Here is a 14,997-nt window from a genome sequence, read left to right as displayed (position 1 = left end):
CGTTCTATAGGGTCGGAAGATGCGTGCCGTCATCGCCACCGTCGCCGATCCGGAACAGCCGCTCGCCGCGCTCACCGTGGGGGAGGCGCCCGAGCCGGCCACGCCGGACGGGTGGGTCACCGTCGAGGTGCGGGCGGCCTCGCTCAACCATCACGACATCTGGTCGCTGCGCGGCGTGGGCCTGCCGGCCGACCGCCTGCCGATGATCCTCGGCTGCGACGCGGCCGGGGTGGACCCCGACGGCAACGAGGTCGTGATCTATCCGGTCGTGGAGGACAAGGGCGACCCGCGCGGCTATTCGCTGCTCTCCGAGCGTCACCCGGGCACGCTCGCCGAGCGTGTCGCCGTGCCCCGGGAAAACCTGATCCCGAAACCGGCCGGCGTGTCCTTCCTGGAGGCGGCCTGCCTGCCGACCGCCTGGCTCACCGCCTTTCACATGCTGACCACGCGCGGGCGGGTCGACGAGGGCTCGGCGGTGCTGGTGCAGGGCGCCGGCGGCGGGGTGGCCACGGCGGCCGTCGCGCTCGCGCTCGCGATGGGCAAGAGGGTGTACGCGACCAGCCGCGACCCGGCGAAGCGGGAGCGGATCGCCGCGCTCGGCGCCACCGCGGTGGCGCCCGGCGCCCGGCTGCCCGAGCGCGTCGACGTCGTCATCGAGTCGGTGGGCGCACCGACCTTCGACCACTCGATGAAGTGCGCGGCCCCGGGCGCCCGGATCGTGGTCTGCGGCGCGACCGGCGGGCACCAGGCGACCATCGACCTGCGCCGGCTCTTCGCGATGCGGCTCGAGCTGCTCGGCAGCACCATGGGCAGCCGGCGGGAGCTGGCCGCCCTGCTCGACCTGTGCGTGGCGAAAGATCTGCGGCCGATCATCGACTCGACCTACGGCTTCACGGCGGTCGCCGACGCGTTCGCCCACCTCGCCTCGGGCGACATCTTCGGCAAGGTGGCGGTCGACTTCCTGCACTAGCCGATGCCCCGGTACGGTCTCGGCCATGGCTTGTCGTATCAGTGAGTTGGTGCTCGGTTGCCGCGACCCCGAACTGCTGGCGCGGTTCTGGTGCGAGGTCCTGGATTTCGTGGTGCTCGATCGCGAGGAGGACGGCAGCCTCGAGATCGGGCCGCGCGAGGGGTTCGGCGGCCCGCAGCCGACAATCTTTCTCAGCCGCCGGGACGAGCCGGAGCCAGGAAAGTCCCGGCTGCACATCGACGTCAACGCCACCGACCGCGATCAGGACGCCGAACTCGAGCGCCTCCTGAAGCTCGGGGCGCGCCCGGCCGACATCGGCCAGACCGGCGAGGAGTCCTGGCACGTTCTCGCCGACCCCGAGGGAAACGAGTTCTGCCTGCTCCGGCGGCGCCTCGACCCGCTTTGACGGCCCGTTCCCGAAAGGCCTAGAGGCGGTTCGCGAGAGTCGCGAGGCCGCCCCGGGTGGCGTCCCGCGGCAGGCGTTTCTTGGCGGCGGCGTCGCCGTAGAGGCTCCACCGCAGGAAGTCGGTGCTGGTCGCGGCGATGACGCGCAGCTCGGGCCCGGTCGAGACGTGCCCGCCGTCGGTGACGGTGAGGAACGCCTTGGGCCAGGTGACGTCGTCGTAGACGGCGTGCCCGTCCGCATAGGCGACCGTCCGGTCGCGCTTGCCGTGCACGAACAGCAGCGGCGTGCTCGCCCCGGTGAGCGGCGTCTGGACGATCTGCCGGCCGGCCAGGATCACCCCGGCCCTCAGGCGTGCGTCGCGATTGCCGGCGAAGAGACCGAGCGTGGTGATGCCACCGCCCGAGTGCCCGGCCGCCGCGATCGGCCCGACGCCCCGCTTCGCCAGCTGGGTGATCACGTAGCCGGCGTCCGCGGGCTGGTTGACGAGGTCGATCGGGTTGAACTCGGCCACGCCGGCCGCGGTGTGGGGGTATTTCGGCGCGGCGACGATGAAGCCGGCGCGAGCCCAGGGCGTGAGCAGGTCGGCGTAGTTCTCCGGAGTGGCCTCGATGCCGTGGCTGAACAGGATCAGCGGGAACGTGCCACCGGCGTCGGGCCGCCAGATCGTCGTGGGCAGGGGCCGGTCGGCGCCGCGGGCGAGGCTCAGCTTCTCGGTGCGGACCGCGAAGCTCCGGGCCGGCGCCGTTCCGGCGGGAGCGGGTTTGCCGGTGGCCGGCTTCCTGGTGGCCGGTTTGCTCGTGGCCGGTTCGCTGGGCGCCGGCTGGGCCGTGGGTTGCGCGCGGGGCGCGGGCGCCGTCGTGCAAGCGCCGAGCGCGGCCGTTCCGCCCGCGACGACAAGAGATTTGATGACCGTACGCCGAAGCACCCGACCCATTGTGCCGTGCTACCCGTACGCCGCCCTCAGTCCGGGATCGCCAGGGTCAGCCCCGAGCGCAGGCCCAGCGGTGGGTACTCGGTCGGCGGCAGACGTCGGTGCGCGGCCTCGTCGCCCTCGAGCGTCCACCGGAGGAAGTCGACGACCAGCGCGTTCATGAAGTCGTAGCCGATGTCGCCGGGCTTCAGGTAGGTGGCGTGCGAGTCGCGGCGCATCAGCACGTACGACTTCGGCCACGGCACCCGGGAGTACAGCGCCTGGCTACTCGCCACCCGTACGATCGGATCGGCCTTGCCCTGAAGGAACAGCATCGTCGCGGGCGGCCCGGCGAACGCGCCCCGCGCCGCCCATCCGGCCATGATGATCCCGGCCCGCAGGCGCGGGTCGTGCCCGGCGGTGAACAGCCCCGTGGTCGTGTACCCGCCGGCGGAGTGGCCGATCGCCGCCATGTGATCGGTGTCGATCCGGTGCCGGAGCGGGTCGCCGACGGTGTAGTTCAGCCGCTGCACCCGGGCCAGCACGAAGCGGGCGTCGGCCGGCTGGTTGACGATGTCCGGCCGCCAGAAGTCGTCGGTGAACTCACTCGTGTAGGGAAAGGTCGGCGCCGCCACGACGAAACCGGCGGCGGCCCAGGCGGCCAGCGCGTCGGCGTAGCGGTCGGCCGAGCCGCTGAGCCCGTGCGAGAAGAGCACGAGCGGGAACCGCCCGCGGGCCGGTGGGCTCTGCGGCCAGCCGAGCTCGTAGTGCGTACGCCGGCCGTGCTTCGTGGTGCGCAGGCCGACCGCGGCCGTCTCGCCGACCGCGGAAACCGCCGGGTAGAAGACCAGCGTGGGAAGGGGACGGCCCCGCCCACGCTGGAGATGCAGGACCCGCAGCCCGACCGGGTAGGTGATCGTCACGTCGGGCGGCGGCGCCACGGTGGCCTCCGGCGGCGGAGGCGCGGGTGCCGCGGCGTTCTCGGCGGAAGGGCCGGAGCAGCCCACGGCCGCCATCAGAACGAGCGATGCCAGCACGCCACCGACCCGCCGCGTTCTCATGATCCGACGTTAAGGCCGAACGCGCCCACGAAGGGGTGAAATCCCCGGACCGGGTGCATTCGTCCTGGTAGGCGACATGACGCGACGGGTGGGGTGGTCGGCGGACGGGCTTCTCTTCGCTATGGTCTTGCGCATGTCTGACAACAGCGTCGATCCGAGTGGCAACACCGAGGCGTTCCGGGCCTTCACCCAGACCCCTCAGCCGGAGCCCACAGCCTCCAAGACCCCGCTGATCATCACCGGCGTGGTGGTCGCCGTCGTGCTGATCGCGGTCATCGTCTGGCTGGTGGCGTAACCCCTCAGGGCCTCGACAGGCCCAGCGCCGCGCGGGACTGGTCGGCGATCTCCAGTTCCTCGTCGGTGGGCACAACGCACACGGCGGTCCGCGTGCCATCGGGCGAGATGATGGCGGCGGCCGCCTCGTTGCGTTCCGGGTCGACCGCGATGCCCAGCGGTTCCAGGCCCGCGAGCGACGCCGCCCGGACGACGGCCGAGTTCTCCCCGACGCCGGCGGTGAACGTGATCGCGTCCACCCGGCCCAGCACGGCCAGGTAGGAGCCCACGTACTCGCGGATGCGGCGGGTGTAGACGTCGAACGCCAGGGTGGCCTTCGCGTCGCCGTGCGCGCGGCGGGACAGGACCGCGCGCAGGTCGTTCTCGCCGGTCAGGCCGAGCAGGCCGCCGTGCCGGGTCAGCGACGTCTCGATCTCGTCGAGCGGCAGGCCCGCCACCCGGTGCAGGTGGAAGATCACCGTCGGGTCGATCGCGCCGCTGCGGGTGCCCATGACCAGGCCGTCCAGCGGTGAGAGGCCCATCGAGGTGGCGACGCTGCGGCCGCCCTCGACCGCGCACGCGCTCGCGCCGTTGCCCAGGTGCAGGGTGATCACGTTGGTCTCGGCCGGGGGACGGCCCAACACCTCGGCCGTACGCCGGGCCACGTACGCGTGCGAGGTCCCGTGGAAGCCGTACCGGCGGATCTGCCACCTCTCCGCGAGGTCGGCGTCGATCGCCCACGTGTACCCCTCGGGTGGGATCGTCGCGTGGAACGCCGTGTCGAAGACCGCCACCTGCGGCACGGCCGGCAGCAGCTTGCGGGCGACCGCGATGCCGCTGAGCGCGGCCGGCTGGTGCAGCGGCGCGAGCGGGATCAGCGCCTCGATCCGCTCGACCACCCCGTCGTCGATCACCGTGGCCGCGGTGAACTCGGGCCCGCCGTGCACGACCCGATGGCCCACGGCGGACAGCCCGTCGAGGTCGGTCTCGGCCATGATCCGCTGCAGCGCGGTCAGGTGATCGGCGGCGTCGCCACCGGACTCGCCGATCCGCTCGACGAGACCCTTGGCGACCGTGTCCGCGCCGTCGAAGAGCCGGTACTTGAGGGACGAGGAGCCGCAGTTGAGCACCAGCACCCGGGTCATCGCACCGCCGCCTGAATCGCCGTGATCGCCACCGTGTTGACGATGTCCTTGATCGTCGCGCCGCGGGACAGGTCGTTGACCGGCCGCCGCAGGCCCTGCATGACCGGCCCGACGGCGACCGCGCCGGCCGACCGCTGAACCGCCTTGTACGTGTTGTTCCCCGTGTTCAGGTCGGGGAAGACGAAGACCGTGGCCTTGCCGGCGACCACGCTCTCGGGCAGCTTGGTGGCCGCCACCGCGGGGTCGACGGCCGCGTCGTACTGGATCGGGCCCTCGACCGGCAGGTCGGGCCGCCGCTCCCGGACCAGCGCGGTGGCCGCCGCGACCTTTTCCACGTCGGCGCCCGCGCCCGAGCTGCCGGTCGAGTACGACAGCATCGCCACCCGCGGCTCGACACCGAACGCCGCGGCCGTACGCGCCGAGGAGAGCGCGATGTCGGCCAGCTGCTGGGCGTCGGGGTCGGGGTTGACCGCGCAGTCGCCGTAGACCAGCACCCGGTCGGCGAGCAGCATGAAGAACACGCTGGACGCCACCGACACGTCCGGGGTCGTCTTGATGATCTCGAAGGCGGGGCGGATCGTGGCCGCCGTGGTGTGGTTGGCGCCGGAGACCATGCCGTCGGCGAGTCCCTCGGCCACCATCATCGTGCCGAAGTAGTTGACGTCGCGGACCACGTCGTACGCGAGATCCAGCGTCACGCCCCGCTTGCTGCGGATCTCGGCGTAGCGCGCGGCGAAGCGGTCGCGCAACTCGCTGGTCTCCGGGTCGATCAGCCGCGCGTCGCCGATCGAGACGCCGATCTCGCGGGCCCGTCGGGTGATCTCGGCCGGGTCGCCGAGCAGCGTGAGGTCGGCGACGCCACGACGCAGCAGGGTCTCGGTGGCGCGCAGGATGCGCTCGTCGGTGCCCTCGGGCAGCACGAGGTGGCGGCGGTCGGCGCGGGCCCGGTCGATCAGGTCGTTCTCGAACATCAGCGGGGTACGCCGGGCCGAGCGGGTCACGTCGAGCAGGCGAGCCAGCTCGGCCGTGTCGACGCTCTCCTCGAACGCGCCGAGCGCGGCCTCGACCTTGCGCGGCGTACGGGCGCTGAGCCGGGCCTCGATGCGGGACGCCGCCGAGATCGTGTGATAGCTGTCGTCCGGCACGACGAGCATGGCGAGGCCCGTGTTGAGCCGCTCGATCACCGCGACCGCGCGCGGGTCGGGAAACTCGCCGAGGGTCAGCACCAGGCCGGCCAGCGTGACGTTGCCGGCGGCGTGCGCGGCGCTCGCGGCGACCAGCAGGTCGGCCCGGTCGCCGGGGGTGATCAGCAGCGCGCCGTTGGTCAGGTGCTCGAGCAGGGCGGGCACGTGCGCGGCGCCGACCACGTAGTCGAGCACGTCGCGGTCGAGGGCGCTGTCGGTGCCGGCGACCACGGTGGCGCCGAGCGCGGCGGCGACCTCGGCCACCGTCGGCGCGGCCACGGCCGCGACCTCCGGGATCGACCACATCGGCACGGGCAGGCCCGCCACCGGGATAGACACCCCATCCGGTACGCGGTTGGCGATCACGGCGAGGACGGTGGCGCCGAGGTCGGTCAGCGAGTGGTAGGCGCTGCGCGCGGCCGCGCCGAGCGACTCGTCGTTGCGGCCCTCGCCGCTGATCACGGGGAGCACGACGCTGCCGAACTCGGTCGCGAGCCGGGTGTTGAAGGCCAGCTCGCGGGGCATCTCGTCGCCGCCGGCCGCGGGACCGGCCATGAAGTCGCTGCCGACCACGACGACCGAGGCGCAGCGCCGCTCGACCTCGCGGTAGCGCTCGACGATGCGCCCGATCAGCTCTTCCCATTTGCCGTCGGCGACCAGCGAGCCGGCCTCGGCCGCGGTCACCCCGTACGAGTCGGCGTAGCCGGCCATCACCGGATAGCGCTCGGTCAGCAGGGTCAGCAGCGGGTCGTCGCCGGGGCCGGCGAGCAGCGGCCGGAACACGCCGATGCGTGCCACCTGCCGGGAGAGGAGCTCGACCAGGCCGAGCGCGACCGTGCCCTTGCCGACGCCGGGGCCGAGCCCGGCGACATAGACGCTTCGTGCCACGGCTTCAACCTACCGGCCCGGGCATGGGCGCCGCCGGGCCGAAAGGCCTTACTCCTCGTCGTCGTCGCGGGCCAGCCAGGTGGCGAACCGCTCGATCGGGGTCTCGAACTCCGGGTTGAGGTCGACGAACGTGCGCAGCTGCTCGCCCAGCCACTCGAGCGTCACGGTCTCCTCGCCGCGCCGGTCGACCAGCTCCTCGATGCCCCTGTCGGTGAAGTACATGCCCGGATAGTAAGAGGGGGCGCCCCGCTTGCGCGGAGCGCCCCGTCGTTTTCGGAGCCGCGGCAGCTTTTTCGGAGCCGCGACAGCTTTCAGAGCCGCGACAGCTTTCAGAGCCGCGGCAGCGCGGCCTCGATCAGCGCGGACTGCTCGGCGTCGTGCATCTTGGCCGAGCCGACCGCCGGGGCGGCCGCCGCCGGCCGGGAGATGCGGCGCAGGCGGACGCCCTCGAGGTGCTCCAGCAGGTTGAGCGCCACGAACGACCAGGCGCCCTGGTTGGCCGGCTCCTCCTGGACCCAGGCGAAGTCCTCCGCGTTCGGGAACTGGGCGAGGACGGCCTTGAGCTCGGACACCGGCAGCGGGTAGATCTGCTCCATCCGGATGATCGCGGTGTCGGTGATGCCGCGCTCGGCCCGCGCCTGGAACAGGTCGTAGTAGACCTTGCCCGAGCAGAGCAGCACCCGCTTGACCGCGGCCGGTTCGAGCGGCGTGCCGTTGACGCCGGCGTCGCCGATGACCGGCTGGAACGCGCCGTTGGTGAAGTCGGCCACCGAGGACGTCGCGAGCTTGTGCCGCAGCAGCGATTTCGGCGAGAACACCACCAGCGGCTTGCGCTTGCCGGACAGGGCCTGGCGGCGCAGCAGGTGGAAGTAGTTGGCCGGGGTGGTCACGTTCGCCACTCGCATGTTGTCCTGCGCGCAGAGCTGCAGGAACCGCTCGGGACGGCCGGACGAGTGGTCGGGGCCCTGGCCTTCCTGGCCGTGCGGGAGCAGCAGCACCAGCGACGACTGCTGGCCCCATTTCACCTCGCCGGAGGAGATGAACTCGTCCACGATCGACTGGGCGCCGTTGGCGAAGTCGCCGAACTGGGCCTCCCAGAGGACCAGCGCGTCCGGGTTCTCCACCGAGTAGCCGTACTCGAAGCCCATCGCGGCGTACTCGCTCAGCAGCGAGTCGTGCACGAAGAACCGGGCGTTGCCGGTGGTCAGCGTCGACAGCGGCAGGAAGTCCTTGCCGGTCTTGGAGTCGACGATCGAGGCGTGCCGGGAGACGAACGTGCCCCGGCGCGAGTCCTGACCGGCCAGCCGGACGGTGATGCCCTGGCTGAGCAACGAGCCGAACGCGACGAGCTCGCCGAACGCCCAGTCGATGCCGCCGTCGTTGGCCATCTTGGCCCGGCGCTCGAGCAGTTGCTGGACCCGCTTGTGCGGCGTGAAGCCCTCCGGCACGTCGATGTGGGCCTGGCCGACCGAGCGCACCACGGCGGCGTCGACCGCGGTGTCGACCTGCGGTTCCGGCTCCTCGGCGATGACCCGCGGCCGCGGCGGCGTGCCGGCGGCGTCCCGGGTGGCCTTGAAGACCTGCTCCAGCTGGGACTGGTAGTCGCGCAGCTGCTCCTGGGCGTCGTCCACGGTGATGTCGCCGCGGCCGATCAGCTCCTCGGTGTACAGCTTTCGCACCGAGCGCTTGGTGTCGATGATCTGGTACATCCGCGGGTTGGTCATCGACGGGTCGTCGCCCTCGTTGTGGCCGCGGCGGCGGTAGCAGACCAGGTCGATCACGACGTCCTTGTTGAACGCCTGGCGGTACTCGAAGGCGAGCCGCGCGACCCGCACGACCGCCTCGGGGTCGTCGCCGTTCACGTGGAAGATCGGCGCCTGGATCATCCGGGCCACGTCGGTCGAGTACATCGACGAGCGGCTGTACTCGGGCGCGGTGGTGAAGCCCACCTGGTTGTTGACGATCACGTGGACCGTGCCGCCGGTGCGGTACCCGCGCAGCTGGGAGAGGTTCAGCGTCTCGGCGACCACGCCCTGGCCGGCGAACGCGGCGTCGCCGTGCACCAGCACCGGGAGCACCGTGTAGCCGTGCAGGCCCAGGTCGAGGCGGTCCTGCTTGGCGCGGACGATTCCCTCGAGAACGGGGTCGACCGCCTCCAGGTGGGACGGGTTGGCCACCACGCTGACGGTCGTCGCGTGCTCGCCGTCGGGGGTCGTGTACTTCCCGGTCTGACCGAGGTGGTACTTGACGTCGCCGGAGCCGTGGGACGACTTCGGGTCCATCTGACCCTCGAACTCATTGAAGATCTTCTCGTACGGCTTGCCGACGATGTTGGCCAGGACGTTGAGCCGGCCGCGGTGGGCCATGCCGATGACCATCTCGTCGAGACCGGCCTCGGCCGACGACAGCAGGACGGAGTCGAGCAGCGGGATCAGCGACTCGGCGCCCTCCAGCGAGAACCGCTTCTGCCCGACGAACTTGGTCTGCAGGAAGGTCTCGAAGGCCTCGGCGGCGTTCAGCCGGTTGAGGATGTGCTTCTGCGCGTCCTGGTCGGGCTTGGCGTACTTGATCTCGATGCGGTCCTGGATCCAGCGCCGCTCCTCGGGGCCCTGGATGTGCATGTACTCGATACCGACCCGGCGGCAGTACGTGTCGCGCAGGACGCCGAGCACGTCGCGCAGCTTCATGCGCTGCTTGGCCGCGAAGCCGCCGACCGGGAACGTGCGGTCGAGGTCCCACAGGGTCAGGCCGTGCTGGAGGACGTCGAGGTCGGGGTGGCGGCGGATCTCGAACTCGAGCGGGTCGGTGTCGGCCATGAGGTGGCCACGCACCCGGTACGCGTGGATGAGCTCGACCACCCGGGCGGCCTTGTCGATCTGCCCCTCGGACGTGCGCGCCACGTCCCGGACCCAGCGGACGGGCTCGTACGGGATCCGGAGCGAGGTGAAGATGTCGTCGTAGAAGCCGTGGTCGCCGAGCAGCAGCTCGTTCATCACCTTGAGGAACTCGCCGGACTGCGCGCCCTGGATGACCCGGTGGTCGTAGGTGCTGGTCAGCGTCGTGACCTTGCTGACGCCCAGGTCGGCGAGGGTCTCGTCGCTCATCCCGGCGTTCTGCGCGGGGTACTCCATGGCGCCGACACCGATGATCGCGCTCTGCCCGGTCATCAGCCGCGGGATGGAGTGGACCGTGCCGATGCCGCCGGGGTTGGTCAGCGAGATCGTGGTTCCGGCGTAGTCGTCCATGGTGAGCTCGTTGCGCCGGGCCCGCCGGACCACGTCCTCGTACGCCTGCCAGAACTTGCGGAAGTCCATCTGCTCGCAGTTCTTGATGGACGGCACGACAAGGGTGCGGGAGCCGTCCTTCTTCGCGAGGTCGATGGCGATGCCGAGGTTGATGTGCTCCGGCGACACCAGCGTGGGCTTGCCGTCGACCTCGGCGAACGAGTTGTTCATCTCGGGGTGGGAGACGACGGCGCGGACCAGGGCCCAGCCGATGAGGTGGGTGAAGCTGACCTTCCCGCCGCGCCCGCGGGCGAGGTGGTTGTTGATCACGATGCGGTTGTCGACCATCAGCTTGGCCGGGACGGCCCGCACCGAGGTGGCCGTGGGCACCTCGAGGGAGGCGTCCATGTTCTGCACGATCTTGGCGGCGACGCCACGCAGCGTGGTGACCTTGGCGCCCGCGGGGGCCTTGCCGTTCGACGCGGCGGTGCTGGGCGCGGCTGCCGGCTTGGCGGCCGGCGCCGGCTTTGGTGCAGGCTTCGCAGTCTCCGGGACGGTGGGCTTCACCGGCGCGACCGTCGTGGCGGCGGGCGCGTCCGTGCCCGCGCGGGCCGCCGAGGCGGTCGCGTTGGCGGCCTTCGCCTCGTCGGGCGTGACGATCGAACCCGTGGCCATCGCCGGCTTGTAGTCGGCGAAGAAGTCGTGCCAGGCCGGGTCGACGCTGGTGGGGTCGGCCAGATAGCGCTGGTACATCTCGTCGACGATCCACTCGTTGGGACCGAAGTCCGCGAGTGGATTGTCATGCGAAGTCTGCTGGGTCGACACTTCCGTGTTCGCCTCTTTCACCATGTTGTCAGCACGCGACCGGTTCGTCACATGGGGACGGGAAGGATTCGGTGTCAAGGCTACGCCGTGCCGGGGCGCGCACCGTCCCCGCGTCGGGTGTCCGAACGCGGAAAGATTAGGTTGCGCCCTAGCTGATGTCGCGACGCTTAGTAATCAGCGTACCCACCACGCCGGCGATCACGGCGTAGCCGATCAGCACCAATGCTCCGACCCATCGCGGAGGGTTACCGGGCAGTTCGGTCCCGGAGAGCATCAGCTGCGACGCTGTCGTCGGCACCAGCACCTCGAGGTTCTGGATCCACTTGGCCACGTAGGTCTCGAGCAGCTGGAAGATGATCGCGAAGACCCCGGTGCCGATCGTGTAGACGATGCCGAGGATCAGCGTGGCCGCCAGCTGGCTGCGGATGAGCACGCCGAGACCGACGCCGAGCACCGCCCACAACAGGAAGGCCAGCGCGTTCAGCCCGATGGCCCGCCACACCGCCGGCTCGCCGAGCTGGTTGCCGATGTTCAGCGCGTCCATGATGATCGGGACCAGCAGCAGGTCGAGCAGCGTGGTGATCGCCCAGACCAGCAGCGCCACGATGATCGCGGCGCCGAACTTGGCCAGGATCACCGTTTCCCGCCGCGGCGTCACCAGGAACGTCGTGGTCGCGGTGAGATGGAAGAACTCGCTGGTCACGATGATCGCCGAGAGCAGCAGGACGATCAGCACGCCCATGTACTGCCCGGTGGTGTAGAGGTTGGTGGCGATGTTGATCGGCTGGCTGACGGCGTCGACCTGGGCCTGCGCGTCGCTCGCGCCGCCGTCCGCCTGGCCGCTGACCAGCGCGTACGAGCTCAGCCAGTTGAAACCGAGGCTGGCCGCGTAGAGCGGGAGCAGGATGATCCCCATGATCCACCAGATGGAGGTGGTGCGCAGCTTGAACAGCTCGGCGTTGACCAGTCTCATCGGATGCCCGCCATTCCGGCCGTGAGCTGAAGGAAGACCTGTTCGAGATCGCCGCGCTCGGGCGTGAGCTCGTGCAGCTCGACCGAGGCGGCGAAGGCGGCGTGCCCGATCGCGGCGGCCTCGGCCCCGCTGACCAGCATCGTGCCGTCGGGCTGCGGGGACACCGTGGCGTTGATCTTGCCGAGCGCGTCGGTCAGCTCGGCGGCCTGCGGCGTGCGCACCCGTACCTGAGCGGCGCCCATCGAGCCGAGCACGTCCTCGACCGGGCCCTGGCGGATCAGCTTGCCGGCCGCCAGGATCACCACGTCGTCGGCGAGCAGCTGCATCTCGCCGAGCAGGTGGCTGGAGACCAGCACCGTGCGCCCCTCGGCGGCCAGCGCCTTGAGCAGGTCACGCATCCAGCGGATGCCCTCGGGGTCGAGGCCGTTGGCCGGCTCGTCGAGCACCAGCACCCGCGGGTCGCCGAGCATGGCGGCCGCGATGCCGAGCCGCTGGCGCATGCCGAGCGAGTAGCCCTTGAACTTGCGCTTGGCGGCCGGGGTGAGGCCGACCAGCTCCAGCGCCTCGTCGGAGCGCGAGTCGGGCAGGCCGGCCGCGCGGCAGATCATGCGCAGGTGGTTGCGCCCGGTGCGGCCGCGGTGGGCGCTGGAGGCCTCGAGGACCGCGCCGACGTGCCGGATCGGGTCGTGCAGCTCGACGTACTTCCGGCCGCCGATCGTGGCGGTGCCGGCGGTCGGTGTGACCAGGCCGAGAAGCATGCGCAGGGTGGTCGTCTTGCCGGCGCCGTTGGGGCCGAGGAAACCGGTCACCCGCCCGGAGCGAACGGTGAAGCTGAGGTCGTCCACCGCGCGCAGCTTCTTGTACTGCTTGGTGAGGTGATCGACGACGATGTCGTCGGTCGCTGGCCCGGTCATCGACGCTGCTCCTTCCGCCCAGGCTGAGGAGGATCAACGTACTAGGTCCGCGCCATCGGCGTGGTCCCCTGGCCGGAAGCACAAGCCGTTCATTTTTCGGCCACTAATCCCCACCAAGGCCGACATTCCATCGGCAGTTGTCACCCTTACACAGATCACATGGCCGTTCTCTTGACCGCCCCCGCATCCACCGGGACCAGCGGCTACACGTTGCTCATCGCCGACGACCCCGACCAGGTCGCCGCCGCGCAGCGGCTGCGACACGACGTGTTCGCCGGTGAGCTCGGCGCACGGCTCCACGAGGCCGTGGACGGGCGAGACGTCGACGAGTTCGATGAGCACTGCGACCACCTGATCGTGCGCGACGACGCGACCGGTTCGGTGGTCGGTACATACCGGATGCTTCCCCCCAAGGCAGCCGAGCGGGCCGGACGTCGTTACGGGGACGGCGAGTTCGACCTGAGTGCGCTCCGCCCGCTGCGCGACCAGCTGGTCGAGACCGGGCGCTCCTGCGTGCATCCCGACCACCGCACCGGCGCCGTGGTCAACCTCATGTGGGCCGGCATCGCCCGGTACCTGCACCTGAACAACCTGCGCTGGCTCGCCGGCTGTGCCTCGGTGCCGCTGGACGACGGCGGCACGATGGCGGCCGGTGTCTGGGCACGCGTGCAGTCCAAGCACATGGCGCCGCCGGCGATGCGGGTCAAGCCCCGGGACAACTGGCTGCTGCGCAACGAGCAGGTCGGCGACCCCAAGGTTCAGCCGCCCGCGCTGCTCAAGGGCTACCTGCGGATCGGCAGCTGGGTCTGCGGCGAACCCGCGTACGACCCGGACTTCAACGTCGCCGACTTCTACGTCCTGTTCTCGATGGACCGCCTCGACCCCCGGTACCGCCGGCACTTCCTGGGAGCCGTCCGATGATCGCCGTCGGCACGATGCTGTGGCAGCCCGTCTCCGGCTGCGGCGACCAGTGCCGCGACGGCGCCGACCAGCACGCGCCGCGTGGGCTGGCGGCGCTGCGGATGGTGACTCTGACCGCCGTACTCGTCGGGGGATTTCTGCTGGTGCCGCTCCTGCGGGGAAACGCGCTGCGGGCCCTGGCCCGCACGATGCTCGCGGTCCTCGGGATCAAACTGGTCCGGCAGGGTCCGGCGCTGCGGCCGGGCAGCCTGCTCGTCGCCAACCACGTCTCCTGGCTCGACATCCTGGTGCTGCTCGCGGTGGCCCCGGTGCGGCTGGTGGCCAAGGGTGAGGTGGGCTCGTGGCCGGCGATCGGCGCCCTGGCCGGTCTCTCCGGTGCGATCTTCATCGACCGGTCGCGCCCCAAGGCGCTCCCGACGACGGTGGCCGAGGTGACTGCCGCGCTGCGAGCCGGGCGGACGGTCGCGGCCTTCCCGGAGGGTACGACGTTCTGCGGCGCCAGCCAGGGCAGGTTCCGCCCCGCGTTGTTCCAGGCGGCGATCGACGCGGGCGCGCCCGTGGTGCCCGCCTCCATCTGCTACGACACGACCGCGGCGGCGTTCATCGGCGACGACACCCTCTTCGATTCCGTACGCCGGGTGGCCTCGCTACGATCGCTCACCGTCACGATCGTCACCGCCCCGGCACTGCGCCCGGCCGCGGACGCCGACCGCCGCCAGCTCGCGAGGGCCGCGCAGTCCTCACTAGGCCCGTCTGGGTATCGCCTGGCAGCGTAGTGCGGAATCCACTGACTTCACCGGGTTGGGCCGGTGGCGTCGTGGATCCTCGCCCCAAACTGAGGGCGAGCGACTCCCCGTGATGGGGCGGGCCTCCGCTGGCCAAGGGACCCTGCCGTCGCTGTCCGTGGTGGTCGGCGGCGGGGGTCACGCCGTGCCGTGGCAACTCTGGGGAGGTGTCGTCCGGCTCGACGGTGCGTGACCACCCCACCCGGCATGTGGGCGGGGGTGGTGGGTGCGCCGCCCGGGGTGCGGGTGGCGATGGTGAACGCCGCGGCGAGATCGCGGTGCCCGGCGAACTGGCAGTGTCGGCAGGACATGGTCCGGCCGGCGGGTTTGGGGATGCGTTTCTTGCACTGGGGGCAGGTCGAGGAGGTGCCGCGTTCGTCGACCAGGTGCACCCGGATGCCGGCGAGGGTGGCTTTGTCGTGCAGGATTTGCAGGGTGCGGCCGATCTGCCATTGCCGCAGCCGCAGGTTGTGTTTCCGCCCGGCCGGCTGGTTGAGGACCCCGCGTGGGTCGCCGAC

15 protein-coding genes are annotated in these 14,997 nt (G+C 71.1%); 6 read left to right on the top strand and 9 right to left on the bottom strand.

Features of this window, described 5'->3' with window-relative positions; all coding sequences use genetic code 11:
• Positions 1–19: 19 nt before the first annotated feature.
• Both A3CQ_RS0125045 and A3CQ_RS0125040 read left to right on the top strand, forming a co-directional pair.
• Positions 20–970, top strand: a complete 951-nt coding sequence (locus A3CQ_RS0125045) for a zinc-binding dehydrogenase (RefSeq protein WP_020513699.1) — start codon at positions 20–22, stop codon at positions 968–970.
• 25 nt (positions 971–995) lie between these two features.
• On the top strand, positions 996–1,376 hold the full coding sequence (locus A3CQ_RS0125040) for a VOC family protein (protein WP_026206157.1): 381 nt from the start codon (positions 996–998) through the stop codon (positions 1,374–1,376).
• A gap of 19 nt (positions 1,377–1,395) precedes the next feature.
• Here the strand turns inward: A3CQ_RS0125040 and A3CQ_RS0125035 are convergent, their stop codons facing one another.
• Together A3CQ_RS0125035 and A3CQ_RS53895 are read right to left on the bottom strand one after the other, a co-directional pair.
• Positions 1,396–2,310, bottom strand: a complete 915-nt coding sequence (locus A3CQ_RS0125035) for an alpha/beta hydrolase family protein (protein ID WP_020513697.1) — start codon at positions 2,308–2,310, stop codon at positions 1,396–1,398.
• 26 nt (positions 2,311–2,336) lie between these two features.
• Complete coding sequence (locus tag A3CQ_RS53895; RefSeq protein WP_063713603.1) at positions 2,337–3,347, bottom strand: alpha/beta hydrolase family protein; 1,011 nt, start codon at positions 3,345–3,347, stop codon at positions 2,337–2,339.
• Between the two features lie 133 nt (positions 3,348–3,480).
• On the opposite strand from A3CQ_RS53895, the gene A3CQ_RS61735 reads away from it, so the two are divergent.
• Positions 3,481–3,642, top strand: coding sequence for a hypothetical protein (locus A3CQ_RS61735; protein WP_169516302.1), 162 nt, complete (start codon positions 3,481–3,483; stop codon positions 3,640–3,642).
• A gap of 4 nt (positions 3,643–3,646) precedes the next feature.
• On the opposite strand, the gene A3CQ_RS0125020 is transcribed toward A3CQ_RS61735, so the two are convergent.
• The 6 genes from A3CQ_RS0125020 to A3CQ_RS0124995 all read right to left on the bottom strand — a co-directional run bounded on the left by A3CQ_RS0125020 (position 3,647) and on the right by A3CQ_RS0124995 (position 12,773).
• The gene (locus tag A3CQ_RS0125020; RefSeq protein WP_020513694.1) at positions 3,647–4,765 is read right to left on the bottom strand and encodes an acetate/propionate family kinase; all 1,119 of its coding nucleotides are present in this window, start codon (positions 4,763–4,765) and stop codon (positions 3,647–3,649) included.
• Positions 4,762–6,837, bottom strand: a complete 2,076-nt coding sequence (pta, locus tag A3CQ_RS0125015; RefSeq protein ID WP_020513693.1) for a phosphate acetyltransferase — start codon at positions 6,835–6,837, stop codon at positions 4,762–4,764. The genes A3CQ_RS0125020 and pta overlap by 4 nt, the downstream gene beginning before the upstream one ends.
• 48 nt (positions 6,838–6,885) lie before the next feature.
• Positions 6,886–7,059 carry a DUF6104 family protein gene (locus tag A3CQ_RS61730; protein WP_020513692.1) on the bottom strand — a complete coding sequence of 58 codons (174 nt, stop codon included), beginning with the start codon at positions 7,057–7,059 and terminating at the stop codon, positions 6,886–6,888.
• A 107-nt stretch (positions 7,060–7,166) separates the two neighbouring features.
• Positions 7,167–10,886 carry a multifunctional oxoglutarate decarboxylase/oxoglutarate dehydrogenase thiamine pyrophosphate-binding subunit/dihydrolipoyllysine-residue succinyltransferase subunit gene (locus tag A3CQ_RS0125005; protein ID WP_020513691.1) on the bottom strand — a complete coding sequence of 1,240 codons (3,720 nt, stop codon included), beginning with the start codon at positions 10,884–10,886 and terminating at the stop codon, positions 7,167–7,169.
• Positions 10,887–11,034: 148 nt separating this feature from the next.
• Positions 11,035–11,859 (bottom strand): ABC transporter permease subunit, encoded by an 825-nt coding sequence (locus tag A3CQ_RS0125000; RefSeq protein WP_020513690.1) that lies wholly within the window; start codon positions 11,857–11,859, stop codon positions 11,035–11,037.
• Positions 11,856–12,773 (bottom strand): ABC transporter ATP-binding protein, encoded by a 918-nt coding sequence (locus tag A3CQ_RS0124995; RefSeq protein WP_020513689.1) that lies wholly within the window; start codon positions 12,771–12,773, stop codon positions 11,856–11,858. The genes A3CQ_RS0125000 and A3CQ_RS0124995 overlap by 4 nt, the downstream gene beginning before the upstream one ends.
• A 159-nt stretch (positions 12,774–12,932) precedes the next feature.
• Between A3CQ_RS0124995 and A3CQ_RS0124990 the strand changes: the two genes are divergently transcribed.
• Together A3CQ_RS0124990 and A3CQ_RS0124985 are read left to right on the top strand one after the other, a co-directional pair.
• Entirely contained in the window at positions 12,933–13,694 is a 762-nt protein-coding gene (locus tag A3CQ_RS0124990) for a GNAT family N-acetyltransferase (RefSeq protein WP_020513688.1), read from the top strand.
• Complete coding sequence (locus A3CQ_RS0124985; protein WP_020513687.1) at positions 13,691–14,470, top strand: lysophospholipid acyltransferase family protein; 780 nt, start codon at positions 13,691–13,693, stop codon at positions 14,468–14,470. The genes A3CQ_RS0124990 and A3CQ_RS0124985 overlap by 4 nt, the downstream gene beginning before the upstream one ends.
• Before the next feature lie 17 nt (positions 14,471–14,487).
• Here the strand turns inward: A3CQ_RS0124985 and A3CQ_RS64065 are convergent, their stop codons facing one another.
• Positions 14,488–14,871, bottom strand: a complete 384-nt coding sequence (locus A3CQ_RS64065; protein WP_369076491.1) for a zinc ribbon domain-containing protein — start codon at positions 14,869–14,871, stop codon at positions 14,488–14,490.
• Here A3CQ_RS64065 and A3CQ_RS62970 point away from each other — a divergent pair.
• A partial coding sequence (locus A3CQ_RS62970) for a hypothetical protein (protein ID WP_245577321.1) occupies positions 14,758–14,997 on the top strand: 240 nt, incomplete at its 3' end. The two genes, A3CQ_RS64065 and A3CQ_RS62970, sit on opposite strands and share 114 nt — an antisense overlap.

Origin of the sequence: Paractinoplanes globisporus DSM 43857 (assembly GCF_000379645.1) — a bacterium.
GTDB lineage: Bacteria > Actinomycetota > Actinomycetes > Mycobacteriales > Micromonosporaceae > Actinoplanes > Actinoplanes globisporus.
Note: the sequence above shows the minus strand (reverse complement) of the source record. Positions and strands in the feature narration are given on the sequence as shown.